The 23,656-nt window shown below is 72.1% G+C and carries 24 protein-coding genes and 1 tRNA gene; 15 read left to right on the top strand and 10 right to left on the bottom strand.

The genetic code is table 11. The features are described from left to right. Nucleotides 1-161 precede the first annotated feature (161 nt). Together ACQEVC_RS08210 and ACQEVC_RS08205 are read right to left on the bottom strand one after the other, a co-directional pair. Entirely contained in the window at nt 162-1,001 is an 840-nt protein-coding gene (locus ACQEVC_RS08210; protein WP_432874710.1) for a hypothetical protein, read from the bottom strand. Then, nucleotides 998-1,447, bottom strand: coding sequence for an NUDIX hydrolase (locus ACQEVC_RS08205; protein WP_432874707.1), 450 nt, complete (start codon nt 1,445-1,447; stop codon nt 998-1,000). Before ACQEVC_RS08205 ends, ACQEVC_RS08210 begins: the two co-directional genes overlap by 4 nt. A 112-nt stretch (nt 1,448-1,559) precedes the next feature. On the opposite strand from ACQEVC_RS08205, the gene ACQEVC_RS08200 reads away from it, so the two are divergent. From ACQEVC_RS08200 to corA, 3 genes are all read left to right on the top strand, one after another. Continuing rightward, a complete protein-coding gene (locus ACQEVC_RS08200; protein WP_432874704.1) occupies nt 1,560-1,952 on the top strand; it encodes a CBS domain-containing protein in 393 nt (130 codons plus the stop codon). Between the two features lie 255 nt (nt 1,953-2,207). Next, nucleotides 2,208-3,302 carry a PLP-dependent aminotransferase family protein gene (locus ACQEVC_RS08195; protein WP_432874701.1) on the top strand — a complete coding sequence of 365 codons (1,095 nt, stop codon included), beginning with the start codon at nt 2,208-2,210 and terminating at the stop codon, nt 3,300-3,302. Between the two features lie 543 nt (nt 3,303-3,845). Then, on the top strand, nt 3,846-4,994 hold the full coding sequence (gene corA / locus ACQEVC_RS08190; RefSeq protein ID WP_432874698.1) for a magnesium/cobalt transporter CorA: 1,149 nt from the start codon (nt 3,846-3,848) through the stop codon (nt 4,992-4,994). Nucleotides 4,995-5,118: 124 nt separating this feature from the next. Here the strand turns inward: corA and ACQEVC_RS08185 are convergent, their stop codons facing one another. After that, on the bottom strand, nt 5,119-5,808 hold the full coding sequence (locus tag ACQEVC_RS08185) for a hypothetical protein (protein WP_432874696.1): 690 nt from the start codon (nt 5,806-5,808) through the stop codon (nt 5,119-5,121). A gap of 189 nt (nt 5,809-5,997) precedes the next feature. On the opposite strand from ACQEVC_RS08185, the gene ACQEVC_RS08180 reads away from it, so the two are divergent. Both ACQEVC_RS08180 and ACQEVC_RS08175 read left to right on the top strand, forming a co-directional pair. Continuing rightward, nucleotides 5,998-6,528: a peptidylprolyl isomerase gene (locus ACQEVC_RS08180; RefSeq protein WP_432874693.1), complete on the top strand. Its 531-nt coding sequence runs from the start codon at nt 5,998-6,000 to the stop codon at nt 6,526-6,528. 70 nt (nt 6,529-6,598) lie between these two features. After that, entirely contained in the window at nt 6,599-7,510 is a 912-nt protein-coding gene (locus ACQEVC_RS08175) for a rhomboid family intramembrane serine protease (protein ID WP_432874690.1), read from the top strand. 56 nt (nt 7,511-7,566) lie between these two features. Here ACQEVC_RS08175 and ACQEVC_RS08170 read toward each other — a convergent pair whose 3' ends face one another. Beyond that, nucleotides 7,567-8,010, bottom strand: coding sequence for a PH domain-containing protein (locus ACQEVC_RS08170; RefSeq protein WP_432874688.1), 444 nt, complete (start codon nt 8,008-8,010; stop codon nt 7,567-7,569). Nucleotides 8,011-8,159: 149 nt separating this feature from the next. On the opposite strand from ACQEVC_RS08170, the gene ACQEVC_RS08165 reads away from it, so the two are divergent. The 5 genes from ACQEVC_RS08165 to ACQEVC_RS08145 all read left to right on the top strand — a co-directional run bounded on the left by ACQEVC_RS08165 (nt 8,160) and on the right by ACQEVC_RS08145 (nt 13,272). Then, nucleotides 8,160-9,347, top strand: a complete 1,188-nt coding sequence (locus ACQEVC_RS08165; RefSeq protein ID WP_432874685.1) for a thiolase family protein — start codon at nt 8,160-8,162, stop codon at nt 9,345-9,347. A gap of 59 nt (nt 9,348-9,406) precedes the next feature. After that, the gene (locus ACQEVC_RS08160) at nt 9,407-9,985 is read left to right on the top strand and encodes a hypothetical protein (protein ID WP_432874682.1); all 579 of its coding nucleotides are present in this window, start codon (nt 9,407-9,409) and stop codon (nt 9,983-9,985) included. 208 nt (nt 9,986-10,193) lie between these two features. Continuing rightward, the gene (locus tag ACQEVC_RS08155; RefSeq protein WP_432874679.1) at nt 10,194-10,910 is read left to right on the top strand and encodes a response regulator transcription factor; all 717 of its coding nucleotides are present in this window, start codon (nt 10,194-10,196) and stop codon (nt 10,908-10,910) included. A 4-nt stretch (nt 10,911-10,914) separates the two neighbouring features. Beyond that, entirely contained in the window at nt 10,915-12,372 is a 1,458-nt protein-coding gene (locus ACQEVC_RS08150; RefSeq protein WP_432874676.1) for a HAMP domain-containing sensor histidine kinase, read from the top strand. A 195-nt stretch (nt 12,373-12,567) separates the two neighbouring features. Next, nucleotides 12,568-13,272, top strand: coding sequence for a glycosyltransferase family 2 protein (locus tag ACQEVC_RS08145; RefSeq protein ID WP_432891154.1), 705 nt, complete (start codon nt 12,568-12,570; stop codon nt 13,270-13,272). Nucleotides 13,273-13,409: 137 nt separating this feature from the next. Here ACQEVC_RS08145 and ACQEVC_RS08140 read toward each other — a convergent pair whose 3' ends face one another. Together ACQEVC_RS08140 and ACQEVC_RS08135 are read right to left on the bottom strand one after the other, a co-directional pair. Continuing rightward, the gene (locus ACQEVC_RS08140; protein ID WP_432874673.1) at nt 13,410-14,312 is read right to left on the bottom strand and encodes a transketolase family protein; all 903 of its coding nucleotides are present in this window, start codon (nt 14,310-14,312) and stop codon (nt 13,410-13,412) included. A gap of 6 nt (nt 14,313-14,318) precedes the next feature. Further along, entirely contained in the window at nt 14,319-15,056 is a 738-nt protein-coding gene (locus ACQEVC_RS08135) for a transketolase (RefSeq protein WP_432874670.1), read from the bottom strand. Nucleotides 15,057-15,148: 92 nt separating this feature from the next. Here ACQEVC_RS08135 and soxR point away from each other — a divergent pair, with 92 nt between their 5' ends. Continuing rightward, on the top strand, nt 15,149-15,607 hold the full coding sequence (gene soxR, locus ACQEVC_RS08130; protein WP_432874667.1) for a redox-sensitive transcriptional activator SoxR: 459 nt from the start codon (nt 15,149-15,151) through the stop codon (nt 15,605-15,607). Nucleotide 15,608: 1 nt separating this feature from the next. Here soxR and ACQEVC_RS08125 read toward each other — a convergent pair whose 3' ends face one another. Continuing rightward, the gene (locus ACQEVC_RS08125) at nt 15,609-16,586 is read right to left on the bottom strand and encodes an NAD(P)H-quinone oxidoreductase (protein ID WP_432874664.1); all 978 of its coding nucleotides are present in this window, start codon (nt 16,584-16,586) and stop codon (nt 15,609-15,611) included. 227 nt (nt 16,587-16,813) lie between these two features. Between ACQEVC_RS08125 and ACQEVC_RS08120 the strand changes: the two genes are divergently transcribed. The 3 genes from ACQEVC_RS08120 (at nt 16,814) to ACQEVC_RS08110 (ending at nt 18,476) form a co-directional block, all read left to right on the top strand. Further along, a tRNA-Ser gene (locus ACQEVC_RS08120) sits at nt 16,814-16,900 on the top strand. Between the two features lie 573 nt (nt 16,901-17,473). Next, nucleotides 17,474-17,758 carry a hypothetical protein gene (locus tag ACQEVC_RS08115; RefSeq protein ID WP_432874661.1) on the top strand — a complete coding sequence of 95 codons (285 nt, stop codon included), beginning with the start codon at nt 17,474-17,476 and terminating at the stop codon, nt 17,756-17,758. Nucleotides 17,759-17,933: 175 nt separating this feature from the next. Then, nucleotides 17,934-18,476, top strand: a complete 543-nt coding sequence (locus tag ACQEVC_RS08110; RefSeq protein ID WP_432874658.1) for a YbhB/YbcL family Raf kinase inhibitor-like protein — start codon at nt 17,934-17,936, stop codon at nt 18,474-18,476. A gap of 68 nt (nt 18,477-18,544) precedes the next feature. Here ACQEVC_RS08110 and ACQEVC_RS08105 read toward each other — a convergent pair whose 3' ends face one another. Together ACQEVC_RS08105 and ACQEVC_RS08100 are read right to left on the bottom strand one after the other, a co-directional pair. Further along, complete coding sequence (locus ACQEVC_RS08105; protein ID WP_318398416.1) at nt 18,545-19,255, bottom strand: class I SAM-dependent methyltransferase; 711 nt, start codon at nt 19,253-19,255, stop codon at nt 18,545-18,547. A gap of 304 nt (nt 19,256-19,559) precedes the next feature. Beyond that, nucleotides 19,560-20,339, bottom strand: coding sequence for an IucA/IucC family C-terminal-domain containing protein (locus ACQEVC_RS08100; RefSeq protein WP_432891152.1), 780 nt, complete (start codon nt 20,337-20,339; stop codon nt 19,560-19,562). 350 nt (nt 20,340-20,689) lie between these two features. On the opposite strand from ACQEVC_RS08100, the gene ACQEVC_RS08095 reads away from it, so the two are divergent. Further along, nucleotides 20,690-22,216, top strand: coding sequence for a peptide deformylase (locus tag ACQEVC_RS08095; RefSeq protein WP_432874655.1), 1,527 nt, complete (start codon nt 20,690-20,692; stop codon nt 22,214-22,216). Nucleotides 22,217-22,308: 92 nt separating this feature from the next. Here ACQEVC_RS08095 and ACQEVC_RS08090 read toward each other — a convergent pair whose 3' ends face one another. Further along, entirely contained in the window at nt 22,309-23,424 is a 1,116-nt protein-coding gene (locus tag ACQEVC_RS08090) for a globin domain-containing protein (RefSeq protein ID WP_432874652.1), read from the bottom strand. Nucleotides 23,425-23,656 lie beyond the last annotated feature (232 nt).

Below are 23,656 nucleotides of genomic sequence, written 5' to 3'. Positions count from 1 at the left end.
ACGGAGGATAGCGCTGCGTGTCAGGAGTACGAATTCCCGGCAAACAGCCGACTAACCCATGTCGATGCGACGCTGGGTGAACGGGCGGAAACCACCCGTCGAGGCAGGTAACGGAAGGCGAGCTGCGGCAGCTCTGCCGGGGGGCGGGCCGGGCCGGGTGCTCAGCCGGGCAGCGCGGCCAGGTCGGCGAGGAGCCGCAGCCGCTCCGGCGGGGTCAGCACGGCGTACGGGCCGGCCGCCCGGCGGTCCGTCTCCAGCTCGATGGCGAGCCGTTCCGGCCCCGCCGCGAGTTCGGCGATGCTCCGGGCGGTGTGCCCGGCGGCCTGCCAGGCGTCGGCGTGCGCGTCGGCGCGGTGGTACCGCAGCGTGCCGAGCCGGTTCAGCAGCAGTACGCCCGGCGGGGTGCCGTCCGGCTCGTACGGGGGCGCCACCGCCTCGAACGCCCGCCCGTCGGTCGGTCCGTCCACCGGGACGGTCTCGGCCGGCGCGGGTGGCAGGTGACCGTGCCCGGTGCCCGGTACCGGCAGCTCGGCGGGACGCAGCTCGTCGAGCGCGGCCGAGAGCAGCCGGCCGAGGATGCCGACGAGTCGGCGTAGCCGTTCGGGGTGCCCGGCCCAGATCTCCCCGGTCACCTCGGCGTGCAGCTCGGCGAGCTCGGCCAGGAAGGCCCTGCCGCGCTCGGTGGCCAGCACGCCGCCGTCCGGCAGCCGGTACAGCATCCCGTGCGCGACCTGCTTGTCCAGCACCCGCTGGCACTCGGCCAGGTCGCCGTAGCGGAGCAGGGCGGCCAGCCCGACGCGGTCGATGGTGCCGCCGGGTGCCGCCAGCCGGGTCCGGAAGTCGATCAGGAAGCCGGTCGCGGCCGGACCGCCGTAACTCTGGATCAGTTCGGCGCCGCCCCGGACCCGGGTGGTCGCCATGACGGTGCGGAAGACCCGGTCGACGGCCGGCCAGACCAGCGCGGCGGCCTGGTGCGGGGCGAGCGGGACCGGGTCGTTCACAGGCCGATCAGGTGCAGGGCGCGGAAACCGTCCTCCGCGATCCGCCGGATCAGCCCGTCGTTGACGTCGCGGTGCTCGTCGAGCACCGCGACCTCGTCCTCGCGGAGCCACCGGAACTCGGTGTGCTTGCCCGCCTCCAGCCGGGGGCGGGCGAGGTCGCCGTCGACCCGGACGAGGAAGTCGGTCTCGATCCGGTCGATGCCGTCGTCGGGCGTGTAGCGGTATTCGCCGACCGTGCCCAGTACCAGCGAGACCGTCCAGCCGGTCTCCTCGGTGACCTCACGGAACAGCGCCTCCTCGACCGTCTCGCCCGGTTCGAGGTGACCACCGACGATGTCCCAGGTGTTGGGAAAGAGCTTCCGGTGAGGGGACCGTCGCTGGATGAAGATCCGGCCCTCGTCGTCGACGATCAGGGCTCCGGCGCAGCGTAGGGGCTCTGTGGACACGCGTCGAGACTAGCCACCCCGGTCCCGCCGCCCACACCGCCGCTTGTGGTTCCCCGGCCGAACGTCCAGTCTGTCCCTAACCGGTGTCCCCGTCCCAAGGATGTGATGAGTGATGCGGGTACGTGAAGCGATGTCCGGCAATGTCCTGGTGGTCGGCCCGGAGCACACCCTCCGGCAGACCGCCGCGATGATGGCCGAGCGGGGCGTCGGCTCCGCGGTCGTCGTCGACCCCGACTCCGAGGGCGTCGGCATCATGACCGAGCGCGACGTGCTCAAGGCCGTCGGCGCCGGCCTCGACGTCGACGTCGAACGGACCGCCGCGCACCTGACCTGGGACGTGGTCTACGCCGGACCGGACTGGACGGTGCACGAGGCCGCCGAGGCGATGTCCCGGGGCGGCTTCCGGCACCTGGTGGTGCTGGACGACGGCGAGGTGGTCGGGATGATCTCGGTCCGGGACATCGTCCGGGTCTGGGTCGGCACCCCGGCGGTCGCCTCGATCTGACCGACCCGAAGCCCGGGAGCCTGGCCGAGCCGACGAGAAGCCCGGGAGCCTGACCGAGCCGACGAGCGGCAGCCCGGCCGACGGGAGACGCGGGCGTCCGACCGGCACAATCCGGAGCCGGGCCGTCCCGTCCAGCGGTTGCCGGACCGTCACCAGCCGGGGCGAATCGCCCGCCGGCCGGTTTCGGCCGCCCAAGATACGGACATTGTCGTGCCTCCGCCCGGGACGCTGGCGGCGCCCGTACGCTGGGTAGTCATGACTGTCGAGCAGCTGATCTCCTTCGCCCGTGGGGCGCCGTCGCTGGACATCGTCGACATCGAAGGGCTGAAGGCCGCGGCCGGACGCGCCTTCGACGCCGACCCCGCCGGCATCACCGGGTACGGGACATCCGTCGGATACCCGCCCTTGCGGAAGTGGATCGCCGACAAGCACGGCGTCGAGGTCGACCAGGTCCTGGTCACCAACGGTTCGCTCCAGGCCGACGCGTTCCTGTTCCAGCACCTGGTGCGCCCCGGCGACGCGGTCGTGGTGGAGCGGCCGACCTACGACCGGACCCTGCTCAACCTGCAACGTCAGGGTGGCGAGCTGCACCCGGTCACCATCCAGCCGGACGGGGTCGACACCGACGAGCTGGGCAAACTGCTCGAGTCCGGGGTTCGCCCGAAGCTGGCGCACATCATCCCCAACTTCCAGAACCCGGCCGGGGTGACCCTGTCGGCGGAGAAGCGGCAGGCCCTGCTCGACCTCGCCGCCGAGTACGACTTCACGATCTTCGAGGACGACCCGTACGCGGACATCCGGTTCCGGGGCGAACCCCTGCCCTCGATGCTCTCGCTCGACCGGCAGGGCAGCGTGGTGCACGCCTCCAGCTTCACCAAGACGGTCTGCCCGGGCGTCCGGGTCGGTTACCTGGTCGGTCCGGCGCCGCTGATCGCGGACATCGCCAAGGAGGCGACCAACCTCTACATCTCGCCCGGCATGGTGGCCCAGGCGATCGTGCACCAGTTCTGCGTCAGCGGTGACCTGGACCGGTCGATCCGGACCGTCAGCACCGCGCTCGGCGAGCGGGCCGCCGCGCTGGCCGCCGCGCTCCGCGAGCACATCCCGGACGCCCGGTTCACCGAGCCGAACGGCGGCTACTTCCTCTGGATCGAGTTGCCGCAGAACGTGCACGTGGACCGGCTGGCGCCGGCCGCGGCCGAGCGGGGCGTCACGGTCGTCAAGGGCAGCGACTTCCTGGTGGAGGGGGGCCAGCACGGGCTGCGGCTGGCGTACTCCGGGGTGACCGTCGACCAGATCGACGAGGGGGTCCGCCGGCTCGCCGACGCGGTGCGGGCGGTACGCGAGTAACAGGTGTTCCAGGGCGGACCGGTGCGACGGATGCCGGGGTACGCCGCCGGGGCGGACGCTCCCGGTGGCCGTGCCCCGGTTTTTCGCGTCCGGGGCGGGTGGCGGCGCCGGGGTGGGGCTAGCGGTCGCGTGGTCGGCGGGCGGTTATCTGGCTGACCGGGCGTTTCGTAGGGAATCCTCTGTCAGATATCTGACAATAGTGGCCGTCGGCGAATTCAGGGCTTCCTACGCGCCGGTAGCCGGCCCACAATGCTGCGAGCGCCACTCGCGTGGAGGCCGCTCGTTCCGTCCCGGGACGGCAGGCTTCCGGCTGCGGCTGGCGCGCCCGGAGCAGAACCCCCGCCCCCACGGTGCCGGGTGGGCCGTCCGCACCTTACCCCCCGACGTGGACGGTCCACCCGGCACCACTTCTCCGGCCCCTCGCCGGCGAGCCGGCCCGCCACCGGCGGCGCCGCCAGGGGTGATCCGCGACATGTCCGGCGCCGAGTGCCGGCGGCGTACGCTGCAACCCGCGACCGAACGGGCCGAAAGGGGGCGGTGGCGATGCCGGATCCGACCGATTCCGATCGAGTGGCGGTCAGTGGGAACAGCCGGCCGAGACCCCGGGCCTGGACGGCACCGGTGCGGGCGGTGACCCGGATGCTCAGCACCGAGGTCGGTCAGCAGCGGACCCCGGAGAACTCCCGGCCGGACGGGCAGGGCGTGGTCGACTGCGGGCTCTACGTCGACGGCGTACGCCAGCCGGGACAGCTCGGTTACGCCGAGGCGCTGGACGCCGCGCAGCAGCAGCCCGGCGCCTTCGTGTGGCTGGGCGTGCACGAGCCGAGCCAGGCGGAGATGGCCGGCATCGCGGCGGCGTACGGGTTGCACGAGCTGGCCGTCGAGGACGCCGTCAAGGCGGAGCAGCGACCCAAGCTGGAGCGCTTCGGCGAGGTCAGCTTCCTGGTGCTGCGTACCGTCCGGTACGTCCGGCACGGCGAGCTGACCGAGAACTCCGAAGTGATCGAGACCGGCCAGGTGATGCTCTTCATCGGGCCGACCTTCGTGCTCACCGTCCGGCACGGGGACGCCTGCCGGCTGGCGCCGGTCCGTTCCGACCTGGAGGCGCGGCAGGAGATCCTCCGCCAGGGGCCGTGGGCGGTGGCGTACGCCGTGATGGACCGGGTGGTGGACATCTACCTGGAGGTGACCGACCGGGTCGGCGACGACCTGGACGTGCTGGAGGGCGAGGTATTCGCCCGGCAGGCGCACGGCCGGATCCAGCGGATCTACCAGATGAAGCGGGAACTCGTCGAGTTCAAGCGGGCGGTCGTCCCGCTGCAACGCCCGATGATGACGCTGACCGCGCAGGTCAACCGGGAGGTGCCGAAGGAGATCCGGCGGTACTTCCGGGACGTGCAGGACCACCTGACCCGCACGGTGGAGCAGGTCAACTCCTACGACGACCTGCTCAACTCGATCCTCCAGGCCCGGCTCGCCCAGGTGACGGTCGATCAGAACAACGACATGCGCAAGATCGCCGCGTGGGCCGCCATCGCCGCGGTCTGGACCGCGATCGCCGGCATCTACGGGATGAACTTCGACTTCATGCCGGAGACCGGCTGGAAGTACGGCTATCCGGTCGTACTCGCGCTGATGCTGCTGATCTCGCTCGGCCTCTACCGCTGGTTCCGGCGCAACCGCTGGCTCTGATCGGCACCGGCGGTGCGTACGGTCGCGGCGTGGGGCATTCCCGCCCCACGCCGCCGTGACCGTCCCCGGACGACGCCACCTGCCCGGAACTGCTCCGGGCGGTGCGCCCGTACCGCAGGGTCGCTCAGTTGCCGCTGTTGCGCGACGCGGCCGTACCGAGCAGCCCGTCGGACTTGTCGCCGCTCTTCGTCGCCACCTTCTTGGCCCCCTCGGTGATCGGCCCGGTCGAGATCTTCTCGCCGGCCGTCGCCGTACGGTCCTTCGCCTTTTCCATCGGCGCGGACTTGGGTCCGGTGGGTTCCCGGGTCGTGTCGCCCGCCGAGTTGCCCATGATCGTGGCGGCGTCGTCGCGTACGGCGTCCAGCGTGGCCGCCGGGTCGTACTCGTCCCACGGGCGCTGCCCGCGCCGCCGCATCGCGGCCGCGCCCATGGCACCGGCCACCGCCCCCGCGACCAACAGCCCGGTCAGGACCGGCCAGCGTCGACGCATCATCGAGTTCTTCTTCCGCATCGCTCTCATCTTCCTCGACCTCGCCTTACGGGCGACCGAGCCGGCCTGGCGGGCGCCGTCCGTGGCGGCCGTGGCCAACGGTGCGAACCTGGTCATCGCCGACTCCCAGCCGTCCGACGCCGTCGCCCGCACCCTGGTCGCCGTCGGCGCGAGATAGGCCCGGGCGGCGTACGCCCGCGGCCCCACCGTTGCCCCGACCCCGGACGCCGCGTGGGTGGCCGCGCGCATCAGGTGATCGAGGCTCTCGCCCAGTTCGGCCTTGACGAGCTTCCTGCGGGATCTGCGCCCCCCGAATCCAAACACCGGTCCCCACCTCCTTGGGTGTTGTTCCCCCGTCATCCTGCACCCTCGGATGCGCCCGCACTGCCAGAACGGGCACATGGGAGGATCCGCATAGAAACACCTACCAGCGCCGGCCTGCGCCTCCTGGCCGGCGGACCGTCCCGCCGGCCGGCACCTCGCGGCCGGCGGCATGTCGATCGAGGAGTACTCGTGGCCGAGGCCGCCTACGCAACCCTGCACACCAACGCCGGTCCGATCCGGCTGGAACTGTTTCCGAACCACGCCCCGAAGACCGTGCGGAACTTCGTGGAACTCGCCGAGGGGACCCGGCAGTACACCGACCCGCGCACCGGCCAGCCGGGCAGCGGGCCGTACTACGACGGCACCATCTCGCACCGGGTGATCAGCGGGTTCATGGTCCAGATGGGGGACCCGACCGGCACCGGCCGGGGTGGCCCGGGTTACAACTTCGCCGACGAGTTCCACCCGGACCTGCGGTTCGACCGGCCGTACCTGCTCGCGATGGCGAACGCCGGCCCGGGCACCAACGGCTCGCAGTTCTTCATCACCGTCGCGCCGACCCCGCACCTGAACAACCGGCACACCATCTTCGGCCAGGTCGCGGACGAGGAGTCGGCGAAGGTCGTCGACGCGATCGCCACCACCCCCACCGGCGCGCAGGACCGGCCGCTCCAGGATGTGGTCATCGAGCGCGTCGAGATCGAGCGTAAGGACGGCTGACGTCGATCCCGGGTACCTTTGCCTGCATGAGTCGTAGCGGGCGGAGGTCGGGCATGAGCGGAGAAGCGGCATGAGCGAGTCGCCGCCGACCACACCGGTCTGCTACCGCCACCCGTCCCGGGAGACCTACGTCCGGTGCACCCGGTGCGACCGGCCGATCTGTCCCGACTGCATGCGGGAGGCATCGGTCGGGCACCAGTGCCCGGAGTGCGTGGCGGAGGGCCGCCGCGGGCAGCGGCCGGCGCGGACCGTCTTCGGTGGCGGTGCCGCCGGCCGCCGGGGGTACGTCACCAAGGTGCTGATCGGGATCAACATCGCGTTGATCCTGCTCTCCATCTACACCGCCCGGGGCGGCGACGCGGTGGCCGGGGCCGGCTTCGGCGGCCTGCTCGGCGGGGCGACCCCGCTGACCGACTGGGGTGCGGTGCTCGGCCTGGACCGGATCGGGCCGTTCGGCGTCGAGGAGGGCATCGCGGCCGGTGAATACTACCGGCTCTTCACCGCGATGTTCCTGCACTACGGGCTGCTGCACCTGCTGATGAACATGTGGGCGCTCTGGGTGCTGGGCCGTTCCCTGGAGGCCACCCTCGGCCCGCTGCGGTTCCTGGCGCTCTACCTCGTCGCCGGGGTGGGCGGCAACGTCGCGGCCTACCTGTTCAGCCCGGCGACCGCCCGGACGGTCGGCGCGTCGACCGCGATCTTCGGGCTCTTCGCCGCGCTCTTCGTGATCATGCGTCGACTGGGTCGGGACACCTCGTCGGTGATCCCGATCCTCGTGGTCAACCTGGTCTTCACCTTTGCCGTACCCGGGATCTCCATCGCCGGTCACCTGGGCGGGCTGACCGCCGGCGCGGCGATGGCCCTGGTGCTGGCCTACGCGCCCCGGTCCCGCCGCACGCTCTTCCAGGTCGGTGGCGGTGCGGTGATCGGACTGGTGCTGACCGGCCTGACCCTGATGCAGTCCGCCGCCCTGCTCGCCTGAAGGTCGGACGGGCACCGGAAACGACGCCGGGCCGCCGGATCCGGCGGCCCGGCGGCTTAGTACGCCGGGCCGCCGGCGCGTACGGCGTGCAGCACCTCGGCGACCTCGCGCGGCGCGACCCCGAGGTCGTACCGGCTGAACAGGTGCAGCGAGGCGCCCCGGTCGATCTCCAGCGTCTCGGTCGCCAGCCCGAGGCGGGGCCGGGTGTCCACGGTGATCCGTTCGATCTCCGACCACGGGATGTGCCGCCGTCCGGCGAAGCCCTGGATCACGGTGACCCCGTCGGGGTCGACCGCGAGCCGGACCGGCGCCACCAGGTCCCGTACGCCCCAGCCGAGCAGGACGGCCCCGACCAGTAGTCCGGCGCCGAGTCGTACCGGGTCGCCGTCGGCGAAGAGGGCGCCGAGCACGACGAAGAGGGCCGCGCCGCCGAGCTTGCACACCGGCAGCGCGGTCTCGACGCGCCAGCGCCGTGCGGGAGTGTCCGGTTCGGAGTGCACGGGTCCAGGATGCCATCGCCGTCCCGGGTGGGCGTCCGGGGCGCGGGTACCGGTCCCGCCGCCGGGGCGGACCGGTACGGCGGGACCTCTTCCGGTCAGCACCCACCGACGACGTAGTATCGGGGTAGCCAAGTTACTGGGGAGTAGACATGGCGGACGCGGTCATCGTCGGTGCGGTACGGACCCCGGTCGGTCGGCGCGGTGGAGCACTCGGCACCGTGCACCCGGTCGACCTCTCGGCGCGGGTGCTCACGGCGCTCGCCGAACGCGCCGGGCTGGACCCGGCCGAGGTGGACGACGTGATCTGGGGCTGTGTCTCCCAGGTCGGCGAGCAGGCCTGGAACGTCGGCCGCAACGCCGTACTCGCCGCCGGCTGGCCGGAGTCGGTGCCCGGCACCACGCTCGACCGGCAGTGCGGGTCGAGCCAGCAGGCGCTGCACTTCGCGGCGGCGGCGGTCGCCTCCGGCCAGGCCGACCTGGTGGTCGCCGGTGGGGTGGAGTCGATGACCCGGGTGCCGATGGGCAGCAGCATCTCGCCCGGACCCGCCGGCACCGGTCTGCCCTACGGCGACCTGGTCCGGGACCGCTACCGGGGTACGCCCGGCTTCGCCGCCGACGAACCGGTGCCGTTCAACCAGGGCGTCGGCGCGGAGCTGATCGCCGCCCGCTGGGGGCTGACCCGGCGACAGCTCGACGAGTACGCGCTGACCAGTCACCAGAAGGCGGCGGCCGCCCAGGACGCCGGTGCCTTCGAGCCGGAGATCGTCCCGGTGGTCGTACCGGACGGTGCCAAGGTGGTCGCCGACGAGGGAATCCGCCGGGACACCAGCCTGGAGCGGCTGGCCGAGCTGAAGACCCCGTTCCGGGCCGACGGGGTGGTCACCGCCGGCTCCGCCTCGCAGATCTCCGACGGTGCCGCCGCGCTCGCGGTGACCACCGCCGAGTGGGCCCGGCAGCACGGACTGCGACCGCTGGCCCGGATCCACACCGCCGTGGTCACCGCCGACGATCCGGTGCTGATGCTCACTGCACCCATCCCGGCCACCGCCAGGGCGCTGCGCCGGGCCGGGCTCGGCATCGAGGAGATCGGGGTGTACGAGGTGAACGAGGCGTTCGCCCCGGTGCCGCTCGCCTGGCTGGCCGAGACCGAGGCCGACCCCGCCCGGCTCAACCCCCGGGGCGGTGCGATCGCCCTCGGCCATCCGCTCGGCGGCTCCGGTGCCCGGATCATGACCACGATGCTCCAGTACATGCGCGACCACGGCGTCCGGTACGGCCTCCAGACGATGTGCGAGGGCGGCGGGATGGCCAACGCAACCATCGTGGAACTTCTATAATTTCATTCTCGTCCATGCCTCGGCCGCGTCATCCCCGGCCGGATCTCGTTGGAAAAGGCGTGGATGTGTTCTGTCGAACGTTCCTGCCGGCCGCCGCCGAGACCGGGGTGGCCAGCCCGACCGTGAGTCGGCATCTGCCGGTCCTGCGCAACTGCGTACCGGCCGGCGAGGTCACCGTCCTGGTGACCCGGTGTACCCGCGCGGAACAGCCCACGCACGGCTGCCTGCTGCTGCTCACCACCCGCCGGCTGGTGATCACCGAGCAGACCCGGCTGCTGCACCGGCTGCGGCTGCACCTCAACACCGAACTGCGGCACCTCAACAACGTCGCGTGGAATCCCGACCCCCGGGCCTCGATGGTCGAGCTGGCCGCGACCGCCGTCGACGGCGTACGCGAGCGGTTTCTGATCCGGGCCGACCGGCCCAGCCAGATGTGGCAGCTCGACGCCCTGTTCAGCCAGGTCTTCCGGCCGAAGATGGCGGCCCGGTCCGCAGCGGCGAACTCCGCCGCGCCGGTCGACCGCCCGGCTGTGCCCGGTATCGGGCACCGCCCGGTCCCGACGGCGGCGGCGACCCCGCCGGCCCGGCTGACCGCACCGGCCCGCGCTCCGCGACTCAGCCCCGCCGTAGCCGTCTGAGCCGCCGGTCAGCAGCGGAGCTGCGGGTCAGTAGCGGAGCCGCCGGTCAGCCACGGCGGTCAGCAGAGCCCGCTCCCGGGACCGTTGCCGGCGTGCTGGCCGTCGTGATGACCTGGCCGGCGCCGCGCTGTCCCCGCCGCCGGATCCGTACCGAATCCGAACGTTGCCGGCGGAGGCAGCAGGCCCGGCGATCGGACATCATTGGCCGGTGGCCGTCGACACCGCCCAGCCGGGCAGCAGCGCCCCGCACCGAGGACTCGTCCTGGTGGTCGAGGACGAGCGGTCCATCGCCGACCTGGTCCGGCTCTATCTGACCCGGGACGGCTACGGCGTACACGTCGAACACGACGGCGACGCCGGGCTGGCCGCGGCGCGGCGGCTGCGCCCGGTCGCCTGCGTACTCGACATCGCCCTGCCCGGTCTGACCGGCACCGAGGTCTGCCGTCGGCTGCGCGCGGCCGGCGACTGGACGCCGGTGATCTTCCTGACCGCCCGGGACGACGAGGTGGATCGGGTCGTCGGGCTGGAACTCGGCGCGGACGACTACGTGACCAAGCCGTTCAGTCCCCGCGAGCTGGTGGCCCGGATCCGGGCGGTGCTGCGCCGCACCGGTGGCGCCCCGGACGCCGCAGGGCTTCCCAGGGTGGTCGGCCCGGTCACTCTCGATCCGGTACGCCGGCAGGTCACCGTGGCCGGCGACCCGGTGCAGCTCACCTCCACCGAGTTCGACCTGCTGGCACACCTGATGGGCCGGCCGGGCCGGGTCTTCACCCGGGAGGAACTGCTGGCCAGCGTCTGGGGCTACGCCGCGCACACCGGCACCCGCACCGTCGACGTGCACGTCGCGCAGGTACGCGGCAAGCTCGGCCCCGCCGCCGACGTGATCCGGACCCATCGCGGCGTCGGGTACGCCTGTGCCGGCTGATCCGGTGGACGGGACGAGCCGGCCGGCGACCGGCCACCTCGCCGGGTCGGGCCGGCCGGCGGCAGACCCGGCCGGCGGCGCGCCGGGGCGGGACCGGCCGCGCCGGTTCGGGCGTACCCTGACCGCCCGCGCGGTCGCGGCCAGTTGCGCGGTGGCCCTGGTGGCGGTCTTCGTGACCGCCGTCGTCGCGGTGCCGCTGGCCGCCCGCTCGGCCGAGCGGCAGGCCCGGGACGCGCTGGCGGCACAGGCCCGGCTCGCCGCCGAGGCGCTGCGCAACCGGCTGGACCGGGGACGGGCCGCCGACGAGGAGCGGATCGTCCGGCAACTGCGCAACCAGGGCATCGACGCGTACCTGATCAGGGCCGGCAGTCCCGACCGGCCCGGCCTGCCCGCCGAGGTGCTCGACCGGGTGGCGGCAGGCCGGAACTTCTCCGGCCAGCGATCGGTCGCCGGCCGGCGGGCGATGGTGGAGGGGCGCTGGCTGCCGGGCGGCAACGGTGTCGTGCTGGCCCGGCCGGCCACCACCGAGCTGTGGGGAGACGTCGTCGGGCTGCTCTGGCTGCCGCTGCTCGCCGGGCTGGCCGCCGGGGTGGTGGCCGGGGCGCTGCTGGCCCGCCGGCTCGCCCGGCCGATCCGGCACGCGGCGACGGCGGCGGCCCGGTTGCGCTCCGGCGACCGGGCGGTACGGGTCCCGGTGGAGCCGCCGGAGGAGGCCGCCGACCTGGCGTACGCGCTCAACGACCTGGCCGCCGCGCTGGCCCAGAGCGAGGGGCGGCAGCGGGAGTTCCTGCTCTCCGTCTCGCACGAACTGCGTACCCCGCTGACCGCGATCCGGGGCTACGCGGAGGCGCTGGCCGACGGGGTGGTCGGCCCGGAGGGCGCCCAGCGGGCCGGCCAGACCATGCTGACCGAGGCGGAACACCTCGACCGGCTGATCGGCGACCTGCTGTCGCTGGCCCGGCTGGAGGCGGCCGACTTCGCCCTGGAGCCGGTGGCGGTGGACCTGAACCGGTTGACCGCCGACGCCGCCCAGGTGTGGAGCGCCCGCTGCGCCGCGCTCGGCGTCGTACTCCGGGTCGAGGTGCCGGCCGTGCCGACCTCGGTGCACACCGATCCGGGCCGGATCCGGCAGGTCGTGGACGGGCTGCTGGAGAACGCGCTCCGGGTGGTACCGCCGGGGGCGGCGATCGTGCTGGCGGTACGCCCGGGAGGGCCGGCCGAACCGCCCGGCGGGGTGCTGGAGGTCCGGGACGCCGGGCCGGGGCTGACCGACGACGACCTCGCGGTGGCCTTCGAGCGCGGTGCGCTGCGCCAGCGCTACCAGGGCGTACGCAAGGTCGGCAGCGGGCTCGGGCTGGCCCTCGCCGCCGGTCTGGTCCGCCGGCTGGGCGGCCGGATCACCGCCGGGCACGCCCCGGAAGGTGGCGCGAGTTTCACCGTCTGGTTACCGGCCGGAGGCTAGAACGGTCACCGGCCGGAGGGGTGGGCGTTCCTTACCCCGGCCCCGCCGTCGGCCCGTTCCGACCCCGCCGTCGGCCCCGGCCGATCCCCCCGAGCGGAGGTGATCCGGGAGGCCGGGTGCGGATGCCAGGCATGGCGGAGGCCGGTAATCAGGCTAGGCTAGGGCCGATTTGTCGTCGGCACCGTGGAGATCCCCGTGAAGCTCTCGATCCTCATGCCGGTCTACAACGAGGAAGAACGCATCGCGGACGCCCTCAAGCAGGCCCTCGCGGTCGACTATCCGTGCGAGATCGAACTCGTCGTGGTCGATGACGGCAGCCGTGATGGTACCGGAGAGATCCTCGGTCGGGCCGACGACACCCGGCTCCGGGTGATCACCCATCCCCGCAACGCCGGCAAGGGTGCGGCGATCCGGACCGCGGTGGACAACGCCGAGGGCGAATACATGGTGATCCTCGACGCCGACCTGGAGTACGACCCGCAGGACATCCCGAAGCTGCTCGCCCCGGTGCTGGACGGTCGGGCCACGGTGGTCTACGGAAATCGGACATTCGGTAGCCACAGCGCCTACAGCTTCTGGTACGTGATGGGCAACAAGGCCGTCACCACCGCCGCCAACGTGCTGTTCAACTCCTACATCGGGGATCTGGAGACCTGCTTCAAGCTGATGCCGGTCGGGCTCTACCGCTCGCTGGACGTCCGCTCCCGGGGCTTCGGGATGGAGGCGGAGGTGACCGGCAAGCTGCTGCGCCGCCGGATCCGCCCGTACGAGGTGCCGATCAGCTACCGGGCCCGCAACCGGGAAGAGGGCAAGAAGATCACCTGGAAGGACGGCGTCGAGGCGCTGCTGATCCTCGGCCGGGAGCGTACCCGCCGTCGGGAAATCCCCGGCCGGCGCTGAGACCCGGCGCCACCCCGGGGACGGGTCAGGGGTGGGCGCGGCAGTGAACCTTTCAACTTCCCGTTGCGGTCCGCCATGGCCGTAGGCGGAAACCGGGGCGCGTGCGCCGCGCGGTTCAGGTTGAAGAGGGCCAGTCGTCAGCCGAGGAATTCGGTGATCGACCGGCGCAGGCCCGCCGGGTCGAGACCGTGCCACCGGGCGTGGTCGGCCGGCTCGCCGTACCGGCGCAGGTCGGTGCGGCCCACGCCGAGCGAGAGCGACCGGTGCGGTACCCCGCCCAGCGCCGCGCCGAGCAGCGCGCTGGACGTACCGGCCAGGTAGGGCTCGACCAGCACCACCGCCGGTGCGGTGCCGGCCGAGGTGGCCGCGCCGACCAGTTCCCGCAGTCCGACGACGTCGAACGGGCGCGGCGTGTGGGTGTACGCGACCGTCACGTCCAGCCCGGCGACCGCCTCCAGCACCGGGCGGAGCATCGGGCCGACCGCCACCACCAGGGCCGCGCCGACCGAGCCCCGGCGGAGTACCGCCAGCCGCCCGGCGGCGGGCAGTGGCACCTCGTTGACCTGGGTGGAGAGCCGCAGGTAGACCCGGTCGTCGTGCCGGACGGCGGCCCGGAGCAGCCCGGGCACCTCGGCCGGATGCCCGGGCACGTGCACCGTCCAGTCGGTGAGGGTGTCCAGCAGGGCCACGTCGCCCGGGGACATGTGCGTGCGGCCCATGCTCGCTCCGTCGTACGACGCGCCGACGCTGACCACCACCGCACCCACCCCCTGGTGGTCGAGGTCGAGCTTGAGCTGCTCGTACGCCCGGTCGACGGCGAACGTGGCGTACGAGTGCACGATCGGGCGCAACCCGGTCAGGGCGAGCCCGCCGGCCACTCCGACCATCAACTGCTCCCGGATCCCGACGTTGAGTACCCGGTCCGGGTGCTGCCGGGCGGCGGGCCCGAAACTCGACGCCGAGATGTCGGCGAGCACGACCGCGGTACGCGGATCGTCGTCCAGCAGCGCGGTGGCGGTGTTGACGAAGGTGTCGCGCATCGTCGGTCACTCCTTGGGTTCGACGACCGCGACGACCACGTGCGGCCGGTCCGGTCGGTAGGCGGTGAGGGCGGTCTCGATCGCGTCGTGGTCCCGGCCGTCGACGGTGCTGGCGGACCAGCCGTGCACGGTGAACCGGCTGGCTATCCCTCCCGGCCAGCCGTGGCTGGCGGACTGGTTGTCGATCACGATCGCGGTGAGTGTGCCCAGCCCGGTGGCGCCGGCGTACGCCATCGCCTCGTGGTTCGATCCCTCGTCGAGTTCGGCGTCGCCGAGCAGGACGTACACCCGGGGCCGGTCCAGGCCCTGGGCGCGGAGACCGAGCGCGGTGCCGACGCCCAGCCCGAGGCCGTGGCCGAGCGAGCCGGTGCCGATCTCGACCCCGGGGACCAGCACCCGGTCCGGGTGGTGGCCGAGCCGGCTCTCCGGGCCGGCCAGGTCGTCGAGCCAGTGTTCCGGGACGAACCCCTTCGCGGCGAGCACCGCGTAGTAGGCGGCCGGTCCGTGACCCTTGGAGAGCAGGAAACGGTCCCGGTCGGGGTCGTCGGCGGTCGCCGGGGAGACCCGGAGGATCCGGTCGTAGAGCACCCAGAGCACGTCGAGGGTCGAGTGCGCGCTGGGCGCGTGTTTCTCGTCACCGGTCAGCCGGCGTAGCAGCGGACCGAGTGCGGCCGGAAGGCCGGAGCGCCGGACCTGCGGTGCGGACGGGCGGGTACGCCCCGGTGCGGTGGCTATCGTGGTCATGCCTCTACCCTGCAAGTTGAAGTTCGCTTCAACTCAAGACCTTTTCCGGGATAGCTGTCGATCCGGTCCGACCGTCTGCGAGGGGGATCGCCGTGCGGCAGGAGACCCTGACCATCGGGGAGCTGGCCGTCCGCTCCGGCGTGGCGACCTCGGCGCTGCGCTACTACGAGCGGCTCGGGCTGATCCGGGCCGGGCGTACCGGAGGCAACCAGCGGCGCTTCGACCGGACAGAGCTGCGCCGGGTCGCGTTCATCCGGATCTCCCAGCAGCTCGGGGTGTCACTGGAGGACATCCGGGGAGCGCTCGCCGAGCTGCCGGACGGGCGTACCCCGACCAAGGCCGACTGGGCGCGGCTCTCCGCGAGGTGGCGCCGCCGGCTGGACGAGAAGATCGACCTGATGGTCCGGCTGCGCGACGATCTCACCAACTGCATCGGCTGCGGCTGCCTGTCGCTGCGCAGTTGCAACCTCTACAACCCGGACGACGAGCTGGCCGCGCAGGGCCCTGGCCCCCGCCGGATGCTGCCCGACCCGCCCGCCGAGCCGAGGTAATTCAGTCGACCGTGAGCAGCACCTTGCCGATGTGGTCGCTGGAGTCCACGATCCGGTGCGCCTCGGCCGCCTCCGACATCGGCAGCCGACGGTAGATCACCGGGCGGATCGTGCCCGACTCGACCAGCGGCCAGACCTCCTCGCGTACGCCCCGGACGATCGCGGCCTTCTCCACGGCGGGCCGGGAACGCAGTGCGGTCGCGGCCACCGAACCCCGCTTGGCCAGCAGTGCGGCCAGGTCCAGTTCGCCCTTGCGGCCACCCTGGAGGCCGATCACCACGATCCGACCGCCGGTGGCCAACGCCTTGACGTTGCGACCCAGATAGGAGGCGCCCATGATGTCCAGGATCACGTCGGCGCCCCGGCCGTCGGTGAGCCGCTTCGTCGCCTCGACGAAGTCCTCCTCGGCGTAGTCGATGACCCCGCTGGCGCCCAACTCGCGAAGCCGGTCGTGCTTGTTGCCCCGGGCGGTGGCCAGCACGGTGGCGCCGAGGGCCGTACCGAGCTGGATCGCGAAGGTGCCGATGCCGCTGCCGCCGCCGTGCACGAGCAGCGTCTCCCCGATGCCGAGCCGGGCCAGTTGGACCACATTGGACCAGACCGTGCAGGCAACCTCGGGCAGTGCCGCCGCGTCGACCAGGTCGACCCCCTCCGGTACCGGCAGGAGCTGCCCGGCCGGTACTGCCACCCGTTCCGCGTAGCCGCCGCCGCTGAGCAGCGCGCAGGCCGGATCGCCGACACTCCAGCCCGTCACCTCGGCACCGACCGCACTGACCACGCCCGCGCACTCCAGGCCCGGGTACGGCGGAGCACCCGGCGGCGGCGGATAGTGTCCCTGGCGTTGCAGTAGGTCGGCACGGTTGACCGCACTCGCCCGGACCTCGAGCGTCACCTCGTCCGGCCCCGGAGTCGGCTCGGGCACGTCGGCCCAGACCAACGCGTCGGGTCCGCCCGGCTCGGGAATCGTGATCGCCTTCATCGGTCCAGTCTTACCCGATCCTGTTTCCACCCCAAGCCTCGGCCCAAATTCCGGCTGGTTACGCCCGACGACCGGGTCGGTGGTCCCTGCCGGTACGCCCGGCGACCCTGCCGGGTAAGCCGGTCGATCCGGCCGGTGGCCCCCGGCCTGCTCCGCCCGGCCGACCGCCGGCCATGGCACACTAGGCACGGCCGTGGACCGCCGTTCCATGGACGACCACGGCCCCGGGAGGGCTCGCCTAGTGGCCGATGGCGCTGGTCTTGAAAACCGGTAGGGCGGCAACGTCCTCGTGGGTTCGAATCCCACGCCCTCCGCAAGTGAACCTGGGTGTGCGCCGGTCTGCCCGCCCGGGAAACGCCGTTGCCGTTGCCCCGTCCGGGTGTCGATCGGGTTGACGAGTACGGCGGCGCGGCGGACGCGCACCAGGCGGTGCCTGCGTACCTCCGTCGGCAGCGCGACGAGCAGGGGTCCCGCTCGATCTGTTCGACACGACGCATCCGTTCGAACTGCTCTCTCTCATGTTTCCTGGACAACTCTCCTCCTCTCTGCCCCATGGCCTCCGACACACGTCGGACATGCCGCAAGTGTTGCCTCGGTGCCAACGCCGTTGGGCGACGACGAGCACGACTGTGGATAACGAAGACGTCTGTGGACAACGGCCTGATCATGTGTCGGATGTGGTACAGGGGCCTTCGGATACGCGGGTCTGTTCCGGTACCTGGGAGATGTCCCACACTCGGTTGACGGCTATGCGGTGCGTTTGCCTACGCTCTACGCGTAGTAATCGCATGGTGATTATCCGTGCACATCTTCTGCGGAAATCGGCGGTACGGGGCCGCTGGCGACGGTCACGCCCGAATGGGCGTACGGAGTGAAGCGAGGGCGCCATGGAGCTGCGGCTCACCCCGGTGCAGGTGCGGAACCGACTCATCCTCGTGGCCCGGCGGATCGTCGCCGACCACGCTCCGGACGCCGAGGGGATCTGCCGCAGCTGCGGAGTGCTGCACTGCGAGGCACTGGCGGCGGCGCGCGGCTATCTGGCCCGGGTCGAGGAGCCGCGCCGCCCGCTGGTGGTCGAGATCCACCGCCGTGCGGCCGTACCGCCGCCCGGCGTCACCGCCGCCGAGCTGCGGATCGCCGCCGACGCGGTACCGATGGACGCCGAACCCTGACCCGCCGGCGCCGAGGCCGCGCGGTGGCGGGCCGAGATGCCCTGGGGAGTGACGGGTGGCGGGCGTACCGAGCAGGCCGCGAGGTCCACGCGGGTGGTTACCCGTCGAACGGGTAGAAAGGGCACGGCGCCGGTGCACCGGCCCGAGCGACCCGCTGTGCGGAAAGGACTTCGCGATGACTCTCGACCGACCCGTTCCACCCGACCCGTACGAGATGCTGCCGACCGTTCCGACATTCACGCTGACCAGCAACGACGTCCAGAACGGCGAGCCGATGGCCGCCGAGTTCGCCCACCCGGGCGTCGGTGGCGCGAACCTCTCGCCGCAGCTCGCCTGGACGGGCTTCCCGGCCGAGACCAAGAGCTTCACGGTCACCTGCTACGACCCCGACGCCCCCACCGGCAGCGGGTTCTGGCACTGGGTGCTGGTCAACGTACCCGTCGAGGTGACCGAGCTGCCCCGGGGAGCCGGGCAGACGTCATCGGCCGGTGTTCCGGGCGCGTTCAGCGTGCGCAACGACTACGGCGAGCAGACGTACGGCGGCTCCGCGCCGCCGGCCGGGGACCGCCCGCACCGGTACGTCTTCGCCGTGCACGCCCTCGACGTGGAGAAGCTCGACCTCGCGCCGGAGGCGAGCCCGGCGTACGTCGGGTTCAACCTGACCTTCCATACCCTGGCCCGGGCGGTGATCCGGCCGACGTACCAGGTCAAGGGCTGAGGCTGGCGGCGGGGCCGGCATCCGGCGGGAAATGGTGCGCCGATGCCGGCCCGTGGCCCGTGGTTGCTTCAGGCGGGCACTCGGGCGACCGCGAAGACGGACTGGCCGAACGGCGGGCGGACCACCCGCTCCGCGGCCTTGGTCACCGGCAGTACGAGGGTGTCGTACACCTTGACCATCGGCCCTTCCTTGGGCATCAGCCGGAAGACGCTGGTCGCCATGTAGTAGCCGAGCAGCCCCAGCGCGTTGGCGTAGTGCAGCGTCTCGACCTCCAGGCCCGCCTCTTCGAGTGCGGCCCGCATGGTCTTCTTCGTGTAGCGCCGGACGTGCCCGGTGGCGATGTCGGCCGGGCTCATCGCGAACTCGAAGGCCGGCACGATCAGCACGATCGCCCCGCCGGGCCGTACCAGGTTGCGCATGCTGCGCAGCGCCCCGACGTGGTCCTCGATGTGCTCCAACACGTTGTAGGAGACGGCGGCGCTGTAGTCGCCCTGCTCCGTGTTGGGCAGCAGCATCTGCCGCACCTCGATGGTCGGCTCGCTGGCGAGGCGCTCCTTGAGCGCGACCAGCCGGTCCGGGTCAGCCTCGGTTGCGGTGAACCGCTCCAGGAACGGTGCCCACTCGATGGCGTAGTCCCCCAGGCCACTACCGATCTCGATCGGATTGTCGCCAAGGTAGGGGAGGGCCAGCTCGACGAACCAGCGTCGGTGGTTGACGGCTGTGGCCAGGCCCTCGAGCACCTCTTCCTGAATACGCTGATCTCCAGTTATTTCTGCCATGCGTAGATCCCTCACGCTCTGACTCGACCTGCACTGGACCGACAGAGTGAACCATCTACGACGACCGTAGGAAAATTGGGGCACTCGTGCGAGCCGAACTCGTGACTTCAGGCATCGGTTGTGACCAGTTCGGGGGCGTTTCGTTACAGACCTCCCGAACATAGCCCGAGGAGGTACGCCCGGCATGTCATGGCGATAACAGTCCAGCGTCGATCCCTTGGTCGGTTCGCCACGCTCCGCCAGCCGACGGTGACGCTCCGGGATCGCCGCAGTGGCGGAGCCCGGTTCGGCGGCGGACGGGTGCTCAGGAGGTGCGGATGCAGCAGCCGGCGCAGACCTTGGGCTGCGGCAGGGTGAAGGCCAGGCAGCAGGTCTTGCGCTGGACGGTCAGTTCGCCGGTCGGGCCGGGCACCAGGTCGACCAGGTCCGCCACGCCCAGGGTGTCGAGCAGGGCGCCGATCGTCTCGGCGGAGCCGCCGGGCAGCGCGTCGGCGGCCCGCAGTACCCCGTGCGCCACGCCAGAGGCGACCGAGCCGAGCAGCGTACGGGCGCCGACCCGGACCTGGTGGTGCAGCGAGTCGAGCATCGGGGTCAGGTGCGCGTCGAGCAGGGACGCGCGCAGCGCGGCGAGCAGCTCGGCCTCGCCCAGTACGACCCGCACCTCGGGCAGGCCGGAGAGGGCCAGTGGGTCCGAGGGAAGTACGGCGATCTCGGTGGAGCGGCGCATGCCGAGCGTGAGCAGCGGCCGATGGTCCTCGAACCTGACCAGTACGTCGTCCGGGCGCAGCAGTGGCACCCGGCGCGCGGAGGCCCAGCCGAGCACCACGGGCAGCAGCAGCCAGTAGGTGTAGGACTTCCAGGCCAGCGCGGCGGCGGCGTGCGAGGTGGCGCCCCAGCGGTGCCGGGTGACGGCCAGCAGCTCGGGCAGCCGGGTGCCGTCGACCAGCTCGGTGGCCGGGGCCCAGCCGGTCTCGTCGGAGACCAGCAGGCCGGTCGCGAGGCCGGGCAGCTCGTCGGTGCCGAAGGCGGCGCGCAGCGTGGCGGTCACCGGGGCCAGTGGCGCGGCGGCCCGGTCGCCGATCAGGATGGTCACGCTGGGTCGCCGTTTCGCGTCGTTCCGGTGGGCGGGCAGGCGGACGGCACGACGGCCGCAGCCGGACTGGTCTGCCTCGATACCACCTGGATCAACCCCCCACGTCTGACAACCGAACGTCACCCTAGCCTACTAAGGCAAGGCTAACCAGAGTTGGGGGTACCGGGGTGTCTTCCCGTGATGTTTCCCCCGACACGTCGCGGATCTGACTGGGATCGGGAGTTGGGCGGTGGAGGATCATCCACGGAGACCGGAATGTCAAGCCATTGTCGTTAACGCGCCAGTTCTGTCAGACTGGCCGGCTCGGCCAGCAAACTGAGATTCCCGGCCAGAGGAACCTGATGACCACGCCAATCGAGCGGGCTGCCGACTCGTTCGCGGCCGAGCTTTCCCGTCGGCGGGTCGAGCGGGGCATGACCAAGAAACAGCTCGCGGCCCGGATGGGGTTCGACCCTTCCTACGTCAGCCATGTCGAGGGCCGGCGGCACCGGCCGACCGAGGACTTCGCCCGGCGCGCGGAGGCCGTACTCGGCGCCGCCGGAGCGATCTGGCAGCGCTTCCAGGAGTACGACGAACTGCGGCAGGCCCGCTCCAGTGCCGTCGCGCACCGCGACCCACCCGTGCCCGAGCAGTGGATGCCGCCCGGCACCGGACTGATCGTGGAGCAGGAGACCGCCACGCTCGCCTACCACGAGGGCGCGTACCGCTGCGTGATCCGGCGGGCGCTCTACAACGCCGGAACGGAGCCGGTCACCCGCTACCTGGTGCGGATCGCCGTCGACCGCTATCCCAACGACCCGGCCCGGTCCAACCGGCACCACCGGGAGAACCCGCTGACCTTCGCCGAGCTGGACCTCCAGGCGTTCTGCGACGACCAGGGCAGCCGCGAGCCGATGGAGTGGCGCAAGAAGCACGACCGGGACGCCTTCAAGGAGGTGTGGCTGCTCTTCGAGAACGGCGACGGCCGGTTTCCGCTGTATCCGGGCGAGCGGGTCACCACCGAATACTCCTACCGGGTCAACCAGGACAAGTGGGGGCAGTGGTTCCAGCGCGCCGTACGGCTGCCCACCCGCCGGCTCGCGCTCCGGCTCGACCTGCCGCTCGACCTCGAGCCGCAGGTCTGGGGCGTGGAGACGTCGCTGTCGGCCGAGGAGGGGCCGCTGCGTACGCCACTGGTCCGGCACGACGAGGGCGGCCGGGCGCTCTTCGAGTGGTCGACCGACGACCCGCCGCTGAACGCCCGGTACCGGCTGGAGTGGCGCTACCGGGCCCAGCCGGCCGTACCCGCCGCCGCGCCGCCGGAATCGGCGGAGGGCCGGGCCAGCGACCGGATGCGGGCCGCCGGCATCGTGCAGCTCGGCGCGGACCTGCTCCGCCAGCCGGCCCGGCACTTCGACCTGCCCCGGGACGACGCCAACGCCCGGGACGTGGTGGCCCGGCTCCGGGCCGCCCTGGAACGCCTCGACGAGCTGCACCCGTTCAGCAAGGGGGTCGGGCTCGCCGCACCGCAGATCGGGCTGCCCTGGGCCGCCGCCGTGGTACGCCCACCGGACCGGGACGCCGAACCGGTCGTACTGCTGAACCCCCGGGTGGTCGACGCCGCCCTGGAGACCGACGAGCAGTACGAGGGCTGCCTCTCCCTGTTCGACCTCCGGGGCCTGGTCGCCCGGCCGCTGCGGCTCGACGTCGAGCACGCCCGCTGGGACGGCAAGCGCATGATCACGTCGTTCGAACTCGCCATGGCCCGACTGGTCGCGCACGAGATCGACCACCTGGAGGGTCGGCTCTACGTCGACCGGATGGACCCGGAGGTCCCACTGGTGCCGATCGAGGAGTACCGGGACACCGGCAACCCCTGGCGCTACTGAGCGCGGGCGGCCGACCCCCGGAACGGGAGCCGGGCCTCCGTGCCCTACGGGTAGGACACGGAGACCCGGCTTTGGGGGGAGAGGGAGGGTGTCTAGAGGTCGCCGAAGGCGTCGTACCGGATGTTCTCCGGGGGCACGTCGTCGGCGGCGAGCGTGCGGAGCGCGGAGCGGACCAGGGCGGCCGATCCGGAGACGTAGCAGTCGTGGGTGGTCCACGGGCCGTACCGGGCGAAGACGTCGGTGATCTCGCCACGTTCGCCGTCGAAGCCGGAATCCGCGCTGCACACCGGGATGACCGACAGCCACGGGTGCTGGGCGGCGAGCGCCTGGAGTTCGGTCAGCCCGTACAGGTCGTCGCGCCCGGTCGCGCCGACGAAGACGTGCATCCAGCGGGTGCGGTTGTATCCGGCCAGTTCCTCGGCGAGCGCCTTGATCGGGGCGAGCCCGACGCCGCCGGCCACGCAGAGCACGTCCCGGGTGGAGGACCGGTCCAGCGTCATCGCGCCCATCGGGGCGGCCACCCGCAGCAGGTCACCGACCTTGACCCGGCGAACCAGTGCGCTGGAGACCCATCCGGCACCGACCGCCCGGACGTGGAAGTCGAGGGTGTTGTCCGCGCGCGGGGCGTTGGCGATCGAGTACGTCCGCCAGAGGCGGGGCTGGTAGCGCGGCACCTCGACGCTGACGTACTGGCCGGCCCGGTAGGGCAGGTGGTGCTGGAGGGGCCGGCAGGTCAGTACGGCGATGTCGCTGCCCCGCCGTTCGTGGCCGATCACCTCCGCGTGCCAGAACGGCGGGTTCGGGTCGTCGGCCGCGCCGGCCTGCATGCGCTCGGCGATCACCCGGTACGCGTCCCGCCACGCCTGGTCGTACTCGACGGTCCAGTGCTCGCCCGCGACCTCCGGCAGCGCGGCCAGCAGCGCGGTGCCCATGGTGTCGTAGTGCTCCGGCCTGACGTGGTATTTGCGGTGGTCGCGGCCGAGCGAGCGGAGGTACTCGTCGAAGTTCTCGGGGTCGTCGATGGTCTGGACGGCGGTCACGATCGCCTCCAGCAGCCGGTCCCGCTGGCTCTCCATCTGCACCGGAAACAATGTGCGCAGGGCGGGATCGGACAGGAACATCCGGGCGTAGAAGTATCCCGCGACCTTGTCCCGCCGATCTTCGACGAGGGTCCAGCTCTCCTTCAACAGCTGTGCGAGGTTGTCCATGACACCTTCTCGGTCGGGGCCACTGCGCGGATAAGAATGAATACCGTGAGTCAGTGCTGGTCGCACAGAATGTGCGATTGAAGGTCAATCGCCCCTTGTCGGAGAACCGACTTCCGGCGGAGCCGGAATGGCTGCGGACCGGCCCGGAATGTGCTGCCGCCGGGGACGCGTACGGCTGGGACGAGGGCGGTGGTGAGGTGGCGGCCGCCGCAGTGCGGGCGGCGACGCGGGC

The organism is Plantactinospora sp. CA-294935 (genome assembly GCF_050936445.1).
GTDB lineage: Bacteria > Actinomycetota > Actinomycetes > Mycobacteriales > Micromonosporaceae > Plantactinospora.
The sequence above is the reverse complement of the archived record's forward strand: the minus strand, read 5'-3'. Positions and strand labels throughout refer to the sequence as shown.

Excerpts from the sequence above, each read along its gene's own strand:
- ACQEVC_RS08200 (WP_432874704.1), top strand. The coding sequence starts at position 1,560 with ATGCGGGTACGTGAAGCGATGTCCGGCAATGTCCTGGTGGTCGGCCCG.
- ACQEVC_RS08195 (WP_432874701.1), top strand. The coding sequence starts at position 2,208 with ATGACTGTCGAGCAGCTGATCTCCTTCGCCCGTGGGGCGCCGTCGCTG.
- corA (WP_432874698.1), top strand. The coding sequence starts at position 3,846 with ATGCCGGATCCGACCGATTCCGATCGAGTGGCGGTCAGTGGGAACAGC.
- ACQEVC_RS08175 (WP_432874690.1), top strand. The coding sequence starts at position 6,599 with ATGAGCGAGTCGCCGCCGACCACACCGGTCTGCTACCGCCACCCGTCC.
- ACQEVC_RS08165 (WP_432874685.1), top strand. The coding sequence starts at position 8,160 with ATGGCGGACGCGGTCATCGTCGGTGCGGTACGGACCCCGGTCGGTCGG.
- ACQEVC_RS08140 (WP_432874673.1), bottom strand. The coding sequence starts at position 14,312 with ATGCGCGACACCTTCGTCAACACCGCCACCGCGCTGCTGGACGACGAT.
- ACQEVC_RS08135 (WP_432874670.1), bottom strand. The coding sequence starts at position 15,056 with ATGACCACGATAGCCACCGCACCGGGGCGTACCCGCCCGTCCGCACCG.
- ACQEVC_RS08125 (WP_432874664.1), bottom strand. The coding sequence starts at position 16,586 with ATGAAGGCGATCACGATTCCCGAGCCGGGCGGACCCGACGCGTTGGTC.
- ACQEVC_RS08115 (WP_432874661.1), top strand. The coding sequence starts at position 17,474 with ATGGAGCTGCGGCTCACCCCGGTGCAGGTGCGGAACCGACTCATCCTC.
- ACQEVC_RS08110 (WP_432874658.1), top strand. The coding sequence starts at position 17,934 with ATGACTCTCGACCGACCCGTTCCACCCGACCCGTACGAGATGCTGCCG.
- ACQEVC_RS08105 (WP_318398416.1), bottom strand. The coding sequence starts at position 19,255 with ATGGCAGAAATAACTGGAGATCAGCGTATTCAGGAAGAGGTGCTCGAG.
- ACQEVC_RS08095 (WP_432874655.1), top strand. The coding sequence starts at position 20,690 with ATGACCACGCCAATCGAGCGGGCTGCCGACTCGTTCGCGGCCGAGCTT.
- ACQEVC_RS08090 (WP_432874652.1), bottom strand. The coding sequence starts at position 23,424 with ATGGACAACCTCGCACAGCTGTTGAAGGAGAGCTGGACCCTCGTCGAA.